Origin of the sequence: Oceanicoccus sagamiensis (assembly GCF_002117105.1) — a bacterium.
GTDB lineage: Bacteria > Pseudomonadota > Gammaproteobacteria > Pseudomonadales > Dasaniaceae > Oceanicoccus > Oceanicoccus sagamiensis.
Genome location: NZ_CP019343.1, coordinates 3718925 through 3736811, shown reverse-complemented (window position 1 = coordinate 3736811; position 17887 = coordinate 3718925). Strand labels below are relative to the sequence as shown.

14 protein-coding genes are annotated in these 17887 nt (G+C 47.1%); all 14 read right to left on the bottom strand.

The annotated features are described in order from the left end of the window. Positions 1 to 7 precede the first annotated feature (7 nt). On the bottom strand, positions 8 to 2149 hold the full coding sequence (locus BST96_RS16950) for a 3-hydroxyacyl-CoA dehydrogenase NAD-binding domain-containing protein (RefSeq protein ID WP_085759837.1): 2142 nt from the start codon (positions 2147 to 2149) through the stop codon (positions 8 to 10). A gap of 39 nt (positions 2150 to 2188) precedes the next feature. After that, positions 2189 to 3397, bottom strand: a complete 1209-nt coding sequence (locus BST96_RS16945) for an acetyl-CoA C-acetyltransferase (RefSeq protein ID WP_085759836.1) — start codon at positions 3395 to 3397, stop codon at positions 2189 to 2191. 30 nt (positions 3398 to 3427) lie between these two features. After that, a complete protein-coding gene (locus BST96_RS16940) occupies positions 3428 to 4423 on the bottom strand; it encodes an NADP-dependent oxidoreductase (RefSeq protein ID WP_085759835.1) in 996 nt (331 codons plus the stop codon). A gap of 9 nt (positions 4424 to 4432) precedes the next feature. Further along, positions 4433 to 6055 carry an AMP-binding protein gene (locus BST96_RS16935; protein WP_085759834.1) on the bottom strand — a complete coding sequence of 541 codons (1623 nt, stop codon included), beginning with the start codon at positions 6053 to 6055 and terminating at the stop codon, positions 4433 to 4435. A gap of 23 nt (positions 6056 to 6078) precedes the next feature. Continuing rightward, positions 6079 to 6855, bottom strand: coding sequence for an SDR family NAD(P)-dependent oxidoreductase (locus BST96_RS16930; protein WP_085759833.1), 777 nt, complete (start codon positions 6853 to 6855; stop codon positions 6079 to 6081). A 19-nt stretch (positions 6856 to 6874) separates the two neighbouring features. Then, positions 6875 to 8257, bottom strand: coding sequence for an aromatic ring-hydroxylating oxygenase subunit alpha (locus BST96_RS16925; protein ID WP_085759832.1), 1383 nt, complete (start codon positions 8255 to 8257; stop codon positions 6875 to 6877). A gap of 24 nt (positions 8258 to 8281) precedes the next feature. Further along, the gene (locus BST96_RS16920) at positions 8282 to 9424 is read right to left on the bottom strand and encodes a thiolase family protein (RefSeq protein WP_085759831.1); all 1143 of its coding nucleotides are present in this window, start codon (positions 9422 to 9424) and stop codon (positions 8282 to 8284) included. 82 nt (positions 9425 to 9506) lie between these two features. Next, positions 9507 to 9929, bottom strand: a complete 423-nt coding sequence (locus tag BST96_RS16915) for a Zn-ribbon domain-containing OB-fold protein (protein WP_085759830.1) — start codon at positions 9927 to 9929, stop codon at positions 9507 to 9509. A gap of 27 nt (positions 9930 to 9956) precedes the next feature. Further along, on the bottom strand, positions 9957 to 11372 hold the full coding sequence (gene lpdA, locus BST96_RS16910) for a dihydrolipoyl dehydrogenase (RefSeq protein WP_085759829.1): 1416 nt from the start codon (positions 11370 to 11372) through the stop codon (positions 9957 to 9959). A gap of 12 nt (positions 11373 to 11384) precedes the next feature. Further along, positions 11385 to 12857 (bottom strand): 2-oxo acid dehydrogenase subunit E2, encoded by a 1473-nt coding sequence (locus BST96_RS16905; RefSeq protein ID WP_085759828.1) that lies wholly within the window; start codon positions 12855 to 12857, stop codon positions 11385 to 11387. Then, positions 12857 to 13867 carry an alpha-ketoacid dehydrogenase subunit beta gene (locus BST96_RS16900; protein ID WP_085759827.1) on the bottom strand — a complete coding sequence of 337 codons (1011 nt, stop codon included), beginning with the start codon at positions 13865 to 13867 and terminating at the stop codon, positions 12857 to 12859. The genes BST96_RS16905 and BST96_RS16900 overlap by 1 nt, the downstream gene beginning before the upstream one ends. A gap of 52 nt (positions 13868 to 13919) precedes the next feature. After that, on the bottom strand, positions 13920 to 14891 hold the full coding sequence (locus BST96_RS16895; protein WP_085759826.1) for a thiamine pyrophosphate-dependent dehydrogenase E1 component subunit alpha: 972 nt from the start codon (positions 14889 to 14891) through the stop codon (positions 13920 to 13922). Between the two features lie 57 nt (positions 14892 to 14948). Then, positions 14949 to 16382, bottom strand: a complete 1434-nt coding sequence (locus BST96_RS16890; RefSeq protein ID WP_085759825.1) for a carotenoid oxygenase family protein — start codon at positions 16380 to 16382, stop codon at positions 14949 to 14951. Positions 16383 to 16409: 27 nt separating this feature from the next. Next, complete coding sequence (locus BST96_RS16885; protein ID WP_085759824.1) at positions 16410 to 17813, bottom strand: carotenoid oxygenase family protein; 1404 nt, start codon at positions 17811 to 17813, stop codon at positions 16410 to 16412. Between the last annotated feature and the right edge of the window lie 74 nt (positions 17814 to 17887).

Below are 17887 nucleotides of genomic sequence, written 5' to 3'. Positions count from 1 at the left end.
ATCAACCCTAAAACGTTTTATTAGCGGCGGCCATTTCCAGCAATAACGCTGGAGGGGCAAAGCGCTCACCAAATTTATCAGCCAGCTCTTGAGCACGATCAGCAAAAGCCTGTACACCATAGCTATTGATATACTGCAATTGGCCACCGGTATAAACAGGAAAGCCCAGCCCAAGAATAGAGCCAATATTACAATCTTCTACCGAGCGTAATACCTTCTCTTCAAGACAGCGTACAGCCTCAACCGACTGGCAGAACATTAAGCGATCTTTAATATCCTGATGAGTAATATCCTGAGTAGCAGCAGGTTGTAAAGCTTGCAGCTCAGGCCAAATACGTTTTTTCTCACCTTCAGGGTAGTCATAGTAACCCGCACCACTGGCCTTACCGAGACGGCCTAATTCCTCAACCATTTTTTTCATCCACTGGTAAGGAGGCTTATCTACAGGATAGCTATTGCCTTGCGCTTCAACACCGGCTTTAACGGAGTTTTTAATTTCTAGAATAAGACGCTGGGCAACTTCATCGTTAGCCGCTAGCGGCCCCACCGGAAGACCAACCTGCACCGCCAGGTTTTCCATCAGCACCGGGCTAACACCGTCACTTAATAACCAGGCAGCTTCATCCTGATACACTTCGTAGCAACGTGAGGTATAGAAGCAACGACTATCATTGACCACAATCGGTATTTTACGAATCTGTTTAACAAAGTCATAACCTTTAGCCAAGGTCGCATCGCTGGTGTCTTTGCCACAGATAATTTCTACCAAAGCCATCTTATCGACAGGAGAGAAGAAATGCAGGCCAATATAGTTTGCAGCATTACGAGATGCTGCAGCCAAACCCGTAATAGGCAACGTAGATGTGTTAGTCGCAAAGACCACCCCTTCTGCTAATTGCGCTTCAGCTTCTTGAGTAACGGTTTCTTTTAGCGCCTGCTTTTCAAATACAGCCTCAACGACTAACTCACAACCTTTAAGGTCCGCCATATTATCAGTGGCATTTATGCGAGCAAGAATGTCAGTTTTTTTAGCGTCGCTTGAACGGCCCTTGGCAATCAAACCATCCAACACTGTTGCACTATAAGCTTTGCCTTTTTCCGCCTGTTCTTTACTCACATCTTTAAGCACAACATCAATGCCGGCAGCAGCTGCACAGTAAGCAATACCGGCACCCATCATACCGGCCCCCAAAATACCTACCTTCGAGACTTTGCTTTTATCAAAACCATCAGGGCGCGCAGAACCGCCGCGAATTTTTTGCATCTGGAAAAAATAGGTCATCATATTTTTAGCTTCAGGCGTGACCGCAAGATTGGCTAAATAACGGCTTTCAACACGGCTGGCACCGTCAAAATCAATACGCATACTTTCAATGGCGCAATTTAGAATAGCGGACTCAGCAGGATATAAACCTTTGCGGCGGCCTAACAACTCAGCACCGGCCATCGGGATCAAACTCAGAATAGCTCGGCTGTCCACATTGCCACCGGGGAACTGAAAGCGCTTAACATCCCAGGGCTGTGATGATTCAGGGTTGGCTTGAATCCAGGCTTTAGCCTTGGCGATCATATCGTCAGCATCGCTGGCAATATCATCAATCAAACCCGCTTTTAATGCAGCTTGCGCATTATAGTTGCGCCCTTGACTTAAGACTGGCAATGCCGCTTTTAAACCCAGCATACGCACGGTACGAACAATGCCGCCAGCACCAGGCAATAAACCTAAAGTCACTTCCGGCAAACCGATAGTCACTGCACGGTCATCGATTGCTACGCGATGATGCGCGGCCAAACAAATTTCATAACCACCGCCCAGGGCAGCACCATTAATGGCAGCCACAACAGGCTTACCCAAAGTTTCCAGCTTTCTTAAACTGGCTTTAATACGCAGACCTTTTTCACCATAGGCCGCAGCATTGTCCTGGGTTAATGCCAGAATTTCATCGAGGTCGCCACCGGCGAAGAAAGTACTTTTAGCCGAAGCGATAATCACACCGGCAACAGTGTCGATATCCGCTTCAATAGCATTGGCGGCTTTTTCCATACCTTCGATATAGCCCGCATTCATCACATTGACCGGACGCTCAGGATCGTCCAGTAAAATCGTGACAATATTATCGGCATCTTTACTGATTGTTACATGACTCATTGTTTTACCCTTATCTCTATTCTTTGCTAATGCCGATAGTTAAACGCGTTCAATAATCGTGGCAATACCCATACCGCCACCGATACACAATGTGACCAGACCACGCTTTAATTGACGACGCTCCAGCTCTTCAACCACGGTACCCAGAATCATACCGCCAGTAGCACCCAACGGATGGCCCATAGCAATCGCGCCACCGTTAACATTGATTCTGTCATCAGAAATATTAAGACGGGTTTGGAAGCGCATAACAACAGACGCAAAGGCTTCGTTAAGTTCAAAAATATCAATATCGTCGGTGGTCATACCGGCTTTCTTTAGCACTTTTTCCGCAGCTTCTGACGGTGCTGTGAGCATAATCGTAGGTTCATTACTGGTGATAGCCGTTGCGACGATACGAGCACGGGGTTTTAGACCCAGCTCTTTACCTTTGGCTTCGCTACCAATTAAGACCAGTGACGCACCATCCACAATACCGGAAGAGTTGCCAGCGGTATGCACATGGTTAACAAACTCAAGTTCGGGATAGCGTAATTTAGCCACCGCATCATAGGCCTGCTCGCCCATATCTTTGAACACAGCCGTTAACTGCCCTAAAGACTCAACAGTAGCGGTAGGACGAATCAGTTGATCGTGATCCAGAATAATTTCACCATTAAGGCCGCGCACAGGAATAATCTGGTTATCAAAATAACCATTATCACGGGCATGGGCGGCGCGCTGATGTGAACGAACAGCATAAGCATCAACATCTTCACGGGAATAACCGTCGATGGTTGCGATCAGATCAGCACTAATTCCTTGAGGTACAAAATTCAGTTTGGCGTTGGTGTCGGTATCTTGCACCCAGGCGCCACCATCGCTACCCATAGTGACACGAGACATAGACTCATAACCACCGGCAACGACTAAGTCTTCCCAGCCTGAAGCCACCTTCATAGCAGCCAGGTTAACAGTTTCCAGACCGGAACCACAAAAGCGGTTAATCTGCTGACCAGAGACTTTCTCATCCCAGCTTGAAGCCAACAAAGCCAGCTTGGGCATAACGGCACCCTGCTCGCCTGTTGGCGTCACACAACCTAACACCACGTCATCGACCTGCGTGGTATCAAGGTCATTACGTTTTTTTAACTCTTCCAATAAGCCAACGACTAAATTAATTGGGGTTACTTCATTTAAACCACCACCAACTTTACCTTTACCCCTTGGGGTACGGATTGCATCGTAGACAAATGCTTCTATGGGCATACTTACTCTCCAAAAACTTAAATCTAAACCTTATACCTTAACCAACTGCTTACCGACATTATCGCCATTAAACAATCGCTGTAGCGCCACCGGCGCCTGCTCAAAACCTTCTACAATATCCTCATGGTGCTTTAACTCACCGCTGAGTAAATATTTCTTTAGCTCCGCAATTGCCTCTGGAAATAAATGGGCATAATGGGAAACGACAAAACCTTTCATTAATGCATTATTAAACACAATATTAAAATAGTTTTTAGGGCCGGGGACTTCACCGCTCACGTTATACCGTGAGATACCACCACAAACGACAATACGAGCACCGACAGCCAACTGCTCGAGGGCTAAATCCAGTATGGCGCCGCCCACATTATCCCAATAGATATCAATACCCCCTGGGCAATGCTGCTGGATACTCTCGGCAACATTATCGGTTTTGTAGTTAATCGCCGCATCAAAACCTAATTCACCTGTTAGCCACTCACACTTTTTAGCGGAACCGGCCAGGCCAATAACACGGCAACCCTGTAATTTGGCCAACTGACCAACTACAGAACCGGTGGCACCCGCAGCAGCAGAAACCAATACGGTCTCTCCTACCTTGGGTTGACCGATAGCTTTTAGGCCGCAGTAAGCAGTTAGGCCGGTAACACCTAACACGCCTAAATGTGAAGCAGTATCAATCGCCTCATCAATAATACCGATAGGAAAATTTTCACCATTGGTGACCGCATATTCCTGCATACCCAATAAGCCACTCACTCGGCAACCTACCTGATACAGGCTATTGGCCGACTCAATCACTTCACCGGCACCAAAGCCTCGCATCAAGTCACCGACTTTAAGCGGCTCGGTATAATCAGAGCGCCCCGCCATCCAACCACGCATGGCAGGCTCAACCGCCAGATATTCCATTTTTACTAAAATCTCACCTTCCCCCATCACCGGCATTGGGCTCTCGTGATATTTTAAATCGGTGAGTTTGATATCACCGACGGGATGGGCATTCAGTAAAAACTGACGATTCATAGGCGCCTCTTAGGCTTGTTCAATAATCGCTTTAATCTCTTTGCGTAAAACATCTTTGCGTACCTTGCCACTGGCGGTACGAGGCAGGTCAGCAACAACTTGAATATGCTGCGGGATCTTTTGTTTGGCTAAAGAAGCACTATCCGCAAACGCAGCAACTTCACTTAGCTCCAGTGAGGCTTCTGCCTGCTCCAAAATTAGATAGGCACAAACACCCTCACCCAAACGCTCATGCGGCATAGCCACTACCGCGGCTTCTTTTATCATAGGGTGATCATGTAACACATCTTCAATTTCTTTAGCGGAAAGATTTTCACCACCACGAATAATAATATCTTTTTTACGATCGGTGATCAGGATGGCGTCATCTTCAGTACGCACACCAATATCGCCTGTCAGGAAATAACCATCGGCATCATGTCCCGAGGCATTCTGTTCAGCAATACCATAGCCCAGCATCATACCGGCACCGCGAGCTGCGATTTCGCCATCAACACCTCTGGGCAACTCGTTGCCATCATCATCGAGAATTTTGACATCGTAGGCGTAAATCATACCGTCGGTTTCGGCAGCCAGTTCCTGCTCACCCGCTTTCACAAAACCCTGGGTGATAACCGGGCACTCAGTACTACCGTAAACCCGGAAAGCACGGCAATTTTCTAATTCTTCGTAGCACTGATGAATTAATTGTGGCGGCACGGCAGCACCACCGCAGGCAAATAAACGCATGGTCGGTAAACGGGTATTTTTACGTTTGGCAGCAGCTAACAACTCCACTAAGAACGGTGTTGCACCCACACTGGCGGTACCACCCACACGCTCGATATAATCAACCGCTGCATCTGCATCCCAACGCGGCATCAAGGCAGATTTAACCGGGGATATAAACGGTAACACCATACCGGAACCGTAACCGGTAACATGGGTAACCGGTGAAGGCATAATCATAACGTCATTCTCATCCATACCCCAGCAATCCACTGAGTTCTGAATAATACGCGCCAAGGTGTTATGGCTATGCAATACCGCCTTGGGATTACCGGTGGTACCCGACGTATAGAGAATGGTTTTTATCGAATTTGGATCAACTTTTGGCAATGTCGCCAGATCAACCGGCTCATTATCCATCAGATCTTCAAAGCGCAGCATCCCCTCATGGTCACCTTCCGCACGAACAGTAACGACATGCGCAAGATTAGGCAGCTCTGGTTTGAGGGAGGCAATCATCGAAGGGAATTCAAGACTACGAATTTGCTCCGGAATATAAATCAATTTGGTATTGGCATCTTTTAAAATAAATCGCAATTCACGGTCACGATAAATAGGGATCACCGGATTAACTAACAAACCCATCGCAGAAGCTGCAATATCAACAATCACCGACTCTCGCCAGTTAGGCAGTTGAAAGCTAATCGTGTCGCCCTCTTCCATACCCAGTTTACGTAAACCGGTAATCAGACGACGAGCTTCTTCTGCCACAGAACCATAAGTAATAGCAGGTTCATCTTCTAAATAAATGGCAACATCATCGGGACTGGCTTCAGCTTTTTGCCAAGCAGCTTCAGAAATAGTCAGGTTGGACCACAGGTGGCCATCGCGATCGATACGCTCCTGCGTTAAAGGGTTTTGCATCGGTTTATAACCTCAAAAAAAACTTATAGTTCAGACAGGACGTGACCGCCATCGACAGTAATATTGGAACCGGTCATAAGAGAACTTGCATCGGAGGCAAGCAACAATAACGGACCATTCAACTCCTTCATATCCCCGATACGTCTCGTAGGTACGCGTTGAATAAGGGCTTGGCCATCAGGGGTTTTAAACCACTCGCTATTCAACGGTGTACTGAAGTAGCCAGGAGAGATGGCATTAACACGGATATTATGGCGCGCAAACTCTAATGCAGTCACTTTAGTCAATTGCACGACACCCGCTTTAGCAGCTGCATAACTGGTTAGGGCTTTTTGCAAACGCTCGGCAGTAATAGAAGCGATATTAATAATGCTGCCAGCGGTTTTAGCGGCAACCAAACGCTTGCCAGCTTCGCGACTAACGAAAGCAACACCTGTTAGATTGGTGTCAACTACGTTATTCCAGTCATCATCAGTTAAATCCAATAACAGTTTTGGAATGGTGATACCGGCGTTATTGACGATAATGGTAATCAGACCAAAGGCTTTTTCTGCCTCATCAAAGGCTGCGGCAATACTGGCACTGTCTGTCACATCCATAGTGACTGCGACGGCCTGACCACCATCGGCATTGATTGCATCAGTCACTGCTTTTAATTTTTCAGTGCGACGCGCACCCAATACCACTTTGGCACCCGCTTTTGCTAACACTTGCGCAAAATGCTCACCAAAGCCACTGGAGGCTCCGGTAACCATGGCGACTTTACCTTCAAGGGAAAAAGGCTCTAATAATTCGTTCATAACAGTGTCCAGTGATTAATTATACGTTTAGGTATTTATCTAAGGTCTGGTGGAATTGGCGAATACGCACTTCCTGATAATTAGCCAGACTCACCTTACCTTTCTTAGACGCTTTTAAGCCCTTCTGAACTTGCGGCAAGTTCGCATCATCCTGATTAAAGACATTGGCAAAGCCTTCACCCATGACATCAGCTGCATCACTAAAACGCTGTTCGGCAGTCAGACGGGTAACCGGGGCATCCGGTGGTGATTCTGCACCATCAGGGAAACGAGTCAGCAGAAAGATTTCCATAATACAGCTTTCATGATCATCACCATTCGGTCGATGACGATAAGTAATCACTGTGCCGTGGCCAGCCCAAGGGGCAAAGTTAGGGAATAACATATATAGCGTAGAATCCATCATTTCAGACATGGTGGCTCTTTCACTGAAATCTTCACCGGCCTGCTCATTGGCAACGGGTAGATTCATTTGTGCATACATTTCACGGGCAGTCATACCTTCAGGTAGCTGCGGTCGATCCTCAACACCAATCAAGCCCATCATCGCATCTAAAGATTCTTGCTCAGTATAAAGATCAGCATGTGTTGGATTGGGCACACCGTAAGCAGTAATAGTACGACTTACATTATCGCCCCAGACATCATACTGAGAATTATCAATAGCCTGGAAAGGCATTAGCTGAGGATGGGTAGCAATAGCATGGTAAGACTCGATAAACGCTTCAAGTGCTACTTTCCAGTTACAGGAAATCACCTTTTCAATATGCATAGAGACAAAACGCTGCTCGTGTCTCCACTGGTTCATATGCTCGGGCAGCACATCCATATAGTCTTCAAGTGACTCGCAGTTATCATCCATATTGATAAAGACCCAACCACCCCAGGTAGCTATTTTTACTTCGGGTAATTTATTGTCTTCATCTTTAACGTGAGGAAAATCCCATTGACAAGGTGCGCCATCAAACTCGCCATCCAGATTCCACGCCCAGCCGTGATAAGGACAGCGCAGGTTATCGGAATTACCAGAACCACGCTTTAATGCGCGACCCCGGTGCAAACAGGAATTGTAATAACCTTTAATTTCACCGGACTCGGTGCGAGTCAACAGAATAGAATCATTAACAATATCGTAAACGTAGTAATCACCGCTTTCTTTTAAGCGATTTTCACGGCAGGCAATCTGCCAGGTTTTACGCCACATTTTTTCAACTTCTAAATCGAAAAATTCGCGAGAGGTATAACGCTCTATCGGCAAGTCCTCAGAACCCAGATAGGTCTCAGTACTATCGCGAAGTGCCGCAGGCACCTCTACCTTTTCTTTATCCAATAAATCTTGAAACGATTCAGCAGGATCTCGAGCAGCGATTTGCTCGGCGGTTAGTTCTACTTTCTTGTTCATGGGCTTAAACCTCTTCTAATTCTCTTAGCGCTGCAACACAGTGACCGCACTAATACCTGGTGCGCCATAAACATGGGTATAACCCAATTGCGGCTCATTCGGCACCTGATGATCACCAGCCTGATGGCGAAGCTGTAAACAGGTCTCATAGACCTGACGCAAACCGGTGGCACCAATGGGCTCACCATTGGCTAAACAACCGCCATCGGTATTAATCGGCATTGAACCGTTAATCTGAGTGGCACCGGAGTTAATTAATTGTTCTTGTTCACCGTGCTCACAGAAACCGTTTTCGGCCATATGCATTATTTCGGCACCGGACTCGGTATCTTGTAACTGCAACACATCAATATCTTTAGGACCTACGCCGGCCATTTCAAAAGCCGCTTTAGAGGCATCAACTGTTGGGCCATCCACCTGCTCTAATGCCTGAGAAGGCGCAAACACCTCGAAAGAACCATAACGTCGTGAACGGAAAGCAGCGCCTTTAAGGTAGATAGGATTATCATTGTACTGTTTAGCTTTGTCCGCACGACATAGCACCAGGCCTACACCACCTTCACCGGGAGCACAAAACATATATTTGGTAAGCGGATCACTAATCATTAAGGCATTGGCAATTTCTTCCAGGGCAATAGGATCACGACGCCAGGCATTAGGGTTCTTCGAGCCATTGATAAAAGCTTTTTCTGCCACCTTGGCCAAGGTGTCTTTGCTGATGTTATACATATCCATATAGCGCTGAATTTTCATCGCAAAGAACTGTGTTGTCATCATCATGCCGGTTTCGCCATACCATTCGCCGATACCCAGCTCTTTAGGGTCAGCATTAAAGGCACCGCGATCGTGCTTATCGAAACCAGAAACCAAACCGATATCGTACTCGCCTGATTTAATCGCGTTATAGGCTGACAGCAGCGAACTACCACCGGTTGCACAGCCATTGGCCACATTAATAAAGGGCAGACCGGTTAAACCTAATTCGTTAACTAATGCATCTGCACTACCGGCACTGGCGCTACCACCAAAACCGAACTGCATATCTTTCCACTCAACGCCCGCGTCTTTAAGGGCAAGGCGGGCTGCATAGGCACCCTGCTGCAAACCTGTACGCTCTGGGGTACGGCCAAAGGGGTGGATACCAATACCAACAATTGCTACGTCCATCAAAAATCTCTCTTTTTTTCTACTGTCATTCCCGCGAAAGCAGGAAACTAGATTCCCGCCTTCGCGAGAATGACGCTATTTACTAAACGGCTTTAAACGCGAAGCTAACAACTTCGTTGCCATCTTCATCGTGACGGAAGGTATCTACTACCAACTCCATCTCCATACCAATTTTTAATTGCTCGGGGGTATTTTCTACCAGGCGGCTTTCAACACAGATAGCACCGGGTAACTCAACATAGCCAACACCATAGGGACGGAAGGTTTCCATCGTTTCATCAGACTTATAAGGACGCTTGGGCATAAATCCCTGAATCGTCCAGGTCCATAATTTGCCACGGCGAGGTAGCTCTTCTGTTGTTACATCTTCGCTACCGCAAGCCATACAGCTTTTCTTTACCGGGAAATCAGCAATACCACAGGACTGACAACGGCTACCCAGCAGCGCTGGATTTTCTGAAGGCCAGGTAAACAGGCCTTCAGCAATAGGTAATTGAGTACTCATGGGTCTCTCTCTTTAAAATCAGCTATTTTAGCTATGGATCACTTTATCAAAAGCATCCAGTACGGATTCATGCATCGCTTCCGACATGGTCGGGTGTGGAAACACGGTATGCATCAATTCTTCTTCGGTGGTTTCCAGTTTTTGTGCAATCACATAACCCTGGATTAATTCAGTCACTTCGGCACCCATCATATGCGCCCCCAGTAACTCACCGGTTTCCTTATCAAACACCGTTTTAACAAAACCATCGGTTTTACCCATGGCCTGCGCCTTACCCAAAGCAGAAAGGTCAAATTTACCGACACGAATATCGATACCTTCATCTTTGGCTTGTTGCTCAGTCATGCCTACACTAGCCACCTGCGGTGAGCTGTAGGTACAACCAGGAACAGACATTGCATTCAGTGGTTCGACATCATCATGGCCTGCGATTTTTTCAACACAGATCACGGCTTCATGGCTGGCTTTGTGAGCCAGCAGAGGTGGTTTGGTCATATCACCGATGGCATACACACCGGGAACCGCTGTTTCAGACCATTCGTTCACCACAACCTGTCCACGATCGAGCTGTACGCCCTGCTCTACCAAACCTAAACCTTCAGTATTTGCAGAAACACCCACCGCCAAAATCACACGATCAAAGCTTTCGCTTTGCTCATTGCCGTTTTTATCGGTCCATTTAGCATTGGCTTTGGTTTTCTTGACATCAATGCCGTCAACCTTGGCACCGGTAAAGAATTTCATACCACGCTTTTTAAAGGCGCGCTGGGCCGCTTTGGAGATGTCGGCATCTTCCTGAGGCAGAATACGATCTAACATTTCAATCACTGTGACTTCAGTGCCAAAGCTGCGATAGAAGCTCGCAAACTCAATACCGATAGCACCAGAACCCACTACCAATAAAGATTTGGGTAAGGTGGTTGGCGTCATCGCTTCTTTGGCCGTCCACATCACTTTGCCATCAGGCTCCATACCCGGAATAACCCTAGGGCTGGCTCCCGTAGCAAAAATAATATGTGGCGCTTTAACCGTAGCAACGCTATTACCATCAACACTAACATCCAGCTCACCTGGAGCCGTTAAGCTGGCAAAGCCATCAATGACGGTCACTTTGTTTTTCTTCATCAAAAAACTAATGCCGCCACTTAAACGCTCGGCAATATCACGACTGCGCTGGACGATTTTTTTAATATCAAAACCTGCGGTTTTAACGCTAAGTCCGTAATCTTCGGCATGCTGCATACTGTCGAAAACCTCAGCACTTTTCAGCAGGCTTTTCGTCGGGATACAGCCCCAATTAAGACAGACCCCACCCATATGCTGTTTTTCAATAATGGCAGTGTTCATTCCCAACTGTGCAGCGCGGATGGCGGCTACATAACCGCCAGGGCCCGCACCCACCACAACCAGATCAAACTGCTGTACTTCTGTATTTGCTGTCACGTAAGGCTTCTCTTATAGCAACATGGAGGCAGGATTTTCTAAAAATCCTTTTAACGCCTGTAAGAACTTCGCCGCAACGGCACCGTCAATCGCACGGTGATCACTGGACAAAGACACCCGCATCACCGTTGCCGGTACAATGCTATCGCCGCGAACCACTGGCTTTTTCTTACCCGCAGCAATCGCAAGGATGGCAGCTTGTGGTAAGTTGATGATGGCATCAAATTGATCAACACCAAACATACCCAGATTGGAAACCGAGAAGGTGCCGCCCTGGAACTCATCAACACCCAAGGTGCCGTTCTGTGCACGGGTGGCCAGATCTTTCGCTTCAGCCGCGATTTGTGGCAAACCTTTATTAGCCACATTGCGAATCACAGGTGTAATCAAACCACCATCAATCGCTACCGCCATAGAGATATCAACCTGCTCAAAATGACGAATGGTGTCGCCAGTAAACTGAACATTAACATCTGGCACTTGCACCAAAGCGCTGGCACAACCTTTAATTACAAAATCATTAACCGACAAGCTATGACCCAAAGCATCATTCATATACTTGCGCTGCTGTAATAAGCTGTCGATTTCAATATCAACACTAACGCGGTAATGAGGAATGGTCTGCTTGGATTCGCTTAAGCGGGCTGCGATAGTTTTACGCATACCGTTCAGTTTTTCTTCGCTAAAGTCAGCCACGCCGGTTAAGGCAATCGCCGCTTTTTCAATATCCTCTTTGCTAACACGACCACGGGTACCCGTTGGTGTCACGTCATTCAAGTTGATATTTAATTTTTTCGCTAAACGACGCGCAACTGGCGTTGCCGCAATGCGAGAGTCGTCCGCTGATGAACGCACAGGAGCGCTGCTGGTTGATGCAGGACCCGCTGAACGTAATGGCGCGGCCATCACACGAATGCCCGCTGCTTTTTCAACATCCTGCTTGGAAACACGGCCGTTACGACCGGTAGCTGTCACATTATGCAGGTTAACGTTATTCGCTTTAGCAATACGACGGGCCACCGCAGAGGCTTTAACATCAGAGTCGTCTGGACCTTCCGATAAACCACTTTTAGGCGCAGCCGCTGGTGCCGGAGCCGCTGGTGCTGCAGCTGCTGGTGCCGCCGCTGGTGCAGGCGCATCGCCAGCAGAACCATCAGTGACAGAGGCTTTGGCCAAGGCTGAACCACCAGCATCAGGAACAAAGGCCGCAACAAAGGCGTCGATTTCGTCTTCGGTTGTCTCGCCTTCCGCAACAACACCCATTAACTGACCTACCTGATGCGTCTCACCAGGTTGGGCAATAATACGAACTACAGTACCCGCACAAGGAGACTCGGCAGTATTAACAATCTTTGAAGTTTCAATATCGACATATTCATCGCCAACAGAAATGGTGTCACCAACAGCTACACGCCATTCGGTAATATCACCTTCTTCCATCGACATGCCCCACTTGGGGACGGTCAAGGCATGTAATTTACTCATTATTTGTACCCCATCACTTCGCGAACGGCTGCTTCGATATCCGCTTCCTGTGGCATCCACGCATCTTCAAGATCAGGTGCAAAAGGAATTGGGGAGTGAACGGCTGTGACTTTCTTAATAGGAGCGCGTAAAGCACCAAACGCTTTTTCAGCAACGATACTGGAAATGTCAGCAGCCAGACCACAGCGAGGCGTCATTTCGTCAACTACAACCAAGCGACCTGTGGTTTCAACCGATTCAATAATCGCATCTTCATCTAGTGGTGAAGTAGTACGAGGATCGATAACATCACAGCTGATACCTTCAGCAGCCAAACGGTCGGCCACTGCAACCGCCTTATTAACCGTGTTAGAAATACCAACGATGGTGACATCCGAACCTTCACGCAAGAAGTTAGCTTCACCAAAAGGAATGGTGTAGTCCTCATCAGGTACTTCACAGCTGGTTTCGTATAAGAACTTATCTTCAACAAAGATAACGCAATCGTTGTCGCGGATCGCCTGAATCAATAAGCCTTTGGCATCATAAGCATTAGTAGGACATACAACCTTAAGACCCGGCACCATGGTGACCATCTGGGTTAAGTTTTGGGAGTGCTGTGCACCACCACGCAGACCGGCGCCGGCCATGGTACGAACAACCATGGGACATTCAGCTTTACCACCGAACATATAACGGAATTTAGCCGCCTGGTTATAAATCTGATCGAAACATACACCCAGAAAATCCATAAACATCAATTCGGCAATAGGACGTAATCCTGCCTGGGCAGAACCCGCAGCAGCACCCATAATCGCTGACTCAGTAATTGGTGTATCAATAACACGGGCTTCACCAAATTCAGGGAATAAACCCTTGGTAACACCCATAACACCACCGTATGCATCACGGTCACCACTACAACCTGCACCACCGGCAACATCTTCACCGATTACGATAACGGTGGAGTCGCGTCTCATTTCCATTGCCATTGCTTCGTTAATGGCTTGTCTATACGTTTTGATTGGCATTTTTCTTCTCTCTAATTTTTTTTAGCAACTAGCTTGTTAAATTCCAGGAGTTTTAATACTCAGAGCTATAAATATCGGTCATTAATTCAGAAACACTTGGCTGCGGCGCAGCTAAGCCAGCTTCCGCTGATTCGGCAATATACTCAGCAACTTCTTTATCGATTTTGTCGAGCTGTGCCTTGGTTGCTAATTTTTTCTTGATCGCATTGGCACGGGCAATCTTTAAGCAATCCATATCTTCCATAAGACGCTTAACTTCACCTTTTTCACGGTAAGCCTGCGCATCACCTTCAAAGTGACCACGGAAACGCGTAATGCTAGCTTCAACCGTGATTGGGCCTTTACCAGCACGACAATGTTCAACGGCTTCTTTACAAGCATCGTAAACGGCAAAGATATCAGCGCCATCAACCTTAAGCGCAGGCATACCAAAAGCAGCTGCACGACCGGCGATATCTTTTGAACCTACCGAGTAATCAGCCGCAGTACCTTCACCGTAACCGTTATTCTCAAACATAAAGATCGCAGGTAATTTTAAAACAACCGCGAGGTTCATCGCTTCAAAGGTTGTACCCTGGTTAGAGCCACCGTCACCGGTAAAAGAAACCGCAACGCGGTCTGTACCTAAGGTTTTGTTGGCCAGTGCTGCACCAACGATAAGTGGTGGACCACCACCAACAATCGCATTAGCGCCCAACATGCCTTTTTCAATCGCAGCAATATGCATAGAGCCGCCTTTACCGGCACAGCTACCGCCCTCTTTACCCATAATTTCTTTCATCATTTCACCCACATCACCGCCTTTGGCGATACAGTGGCCATGGCCACGGTGAGTACTCATAATGTAATCATCATCGGTTAGGTGGGCGCACATGCCAGAGGCAATCGCTTCCTGACCTGCATACAGGTGTAAGAACCCGGGAATATTACCTTTACCGAACTCGTCACTAACGCGATATTCAAAATCACGTATGGTGCGCATGGTGCGGTACGCGTCTAGGAATTGTTTTTTATCTAAAGACATTTGTCGCCTCTTATATTGTTATAAACTGTTTGAATGTGTTTGTTTTTAATCAGGGTTTTAAAGTGTTAATCCTTGCATCCAATTGGCGTGAAAGCCATTCGGTACACGGGAAGGTATAAATACTTTGGCCAATGGGCCACGCTGTAAATCACCCGCACTCATAATCGAAATAAATGAACCTTCTTCAGGGTGAGTGACATAGGCCATTAAAAAGCCATCTTCTTCTTTTTCGCTATTGGGGTTGGGGACATGTACAGGCTCACCGGCACTGGTACCTTCGCCATAATCCCAAAACTGTGAATCGCCGTTATCCATGTTGTAGCGAATGACGCCGTTATAACCGTGGTTAGGGCCTTCAAAACTTTCCGCATCTGACGCCGCTGCAAAACCATACTGATACTGCAAACCACAAAGCCGATCGTCGGCACGCCCAAACTCACAATAGGTGGGGCCTAATTTTTCATCCGTGACTTCGCCGGTTTTAAGATTCAATGTCATGCGGTGCATGTTGCGCAACTGACTCTCGCGCCCACTGTTAGGGTCAAGACCGAAAGGCGGTGTCGCCATCCACACATAATCGACATACAGCTTGTCGCCACTTTGGAAACCATTGGTAAAATGCCAGCTAAAGAAGGTCGACTTCTCAAACCAGATTGGCTCGCCGCCATCACGGGGGATAGCGCAGATACGCGTATTGTCATCCCCGTTCCAGATAAAGGGATCACCACCGGTCATACCCGCTTCCAAATTGGTAAAAGCCGGAGGGTAAAAGATAACCACATAATCACCGCAAATTTGCAGATCGTGCATTACGGCACGGTCAGGCATATCAATCGGCTTTTCTAAAATCTGTTTGCCGCTTTTATCCATAATGCGCAAGGTATAAAACGGTGCATCCCAGCGCTGCGTACAAGTCACCAACTGACCGGTGCGCCCACAAATTTTGGGGTGCGCGGTTAAACCATCACCGGGTTTGATCGCGCCATCATAATCCCACTCACCCACGGTACTAAGGTCACTATTTAATTCGTAGGCATTACCCACTTCCCACAGCGCCATTAATTTATCGCCGTGATAAACAATATTGGTATTTGCCAGATTTTTTAGCGGGCTGGGTGGGCCACCCGCCGCCAGAGTTTCTTCGTCAGGCATATAAATTTTGCCAACACTGCCATAGCAAGAACGGCCTAATTTTTCTTCAACCTTAAAGCCTTCAGTACGTACCCAGCGATTGCGATAGTGAACACGACCATCTTTAAAATAAACAGCGTGAACCATACCATCGCCATCGGCAGGATAAACATAGTGATTGGGCTGCCAGGCAATATTGGGACCATTACGCATAAATGCGCCGACCAGTGCTTCAGGTATTTCACCCTCAACACGCAAACCGCCCTCACCTTCATCAAAGGAATATTCTTCTAACACAGGTGCATAGTTGTTTTGCAAATAAGGGTATTTGCTTACATCTATTTCAGGGCGTGTTGTCATTATAATGCTCCCAAACTCTAAACGTGCTTAGCTTAACGTCAGATTCTGCATCCAGTTGGCATGGAAGCCATTGGGTACACGGGTTGGAATAAATACTTTGGCAGCCTGATCAAAGGTACCTGCATTAAGAATCGACAGAAATGCACCTTCATCCGGGTTAAACACAAAGCACATTACCCAGCCATCTTCTTCTTTATCACTATCCGGGTTTGGCACATAAACAGGCTCACCCGCATTGGCTTCAGGACCGTAATCCCATAATTTGGTTTCACCGGTAACAAAATCGTAACGACCCGTACAGTTATAACCGTGGGCATCATCCCAATCATGATTACTGGAAGCCGCAAAGCCGTAACGATAGTCTTTACCCATTAAGCGCTCATCAACCCGAGAGAACTCACAAAACACATCAGAGAACTGCTCATTGGTCACTTGCTTGGTCGCTTTATCCAGAGTCATGCGATACATGCGGCGTGGCTGTTTCTCAACACCGGTACCTTGCGCCTGAGTGAAAGGAATAGAATTAATCCAGATATAATCAATAATGATTTTGCCACCTTGCTCAAAACCATTACAGAAGTGCCAGCTAAAGAAAGCATCTGTTTCGTAAACAACATTTTTGCCACTGCCATCGCGAGGTATAGCAATGATTTTGGTGCCGCGATCCGGTTCCCACATAAACGGATCTTCACCCTTCATAGCGCGTTCCAAACTATGCCATGCGGGTGCATAGAAAATAATCACATAATTTTCAGTGATCTGCAGATCGTGGATAATACCTTTACGTTCAAATTCAACAGGAATAGTTTGCTTGTGCTTACCATTTTTGTCGATCACCTGAACCCAATAGTTAGGGCTATCCCAACGCTGAGTACAGGTAATCAGGTCGCCGGTATCCGGGCACACTTTTGGATGCGCGGTCAGTGCATCACCTGGCTTTAAAGCCCCGTCGTAGTCATATAAACCGACCGTTGATAAATCGTTATTTAATAAATGCGGGAAACCACCTTCCCACATGGCGAATAGTTTTTCACCGTGGTAGATCACATTGGTATTGGCCGTGTTACGCACAGGACTTGGCTCACCACCAGCATCGATAACTTCCTGGGGCACTTCTAACAATTTACCAACACTGCCGTAAATGGTTTTACCCCACTCACGTTCAGTTTTTAAATGACTGGTTTCTACCCAGCGATTTTTGTATTGGACTTTGCCGTCTCTAAAGTAAACAGCGTGGACCATGCCATCGCCATCTAACGGATAGACATAGTGGTTGGGCTCGTAGGCGGTATTCGCCCCATCACGCATATAGGCACCTACCAGATTCTTAGGTATAGTACCCTCAACCCTCAGCTGGGTTTCATCGTGATCATATTCGGCTTCGACAGGTGCATAATTGCCCTGCAAGTATGGGAAAGCGCTTAAATCCATGAATATTCCTCCGCAATTAACGTTTAAATTTTTGTTATAAACTGCCCAGCGAACAAGATACTACCAGCTCTATA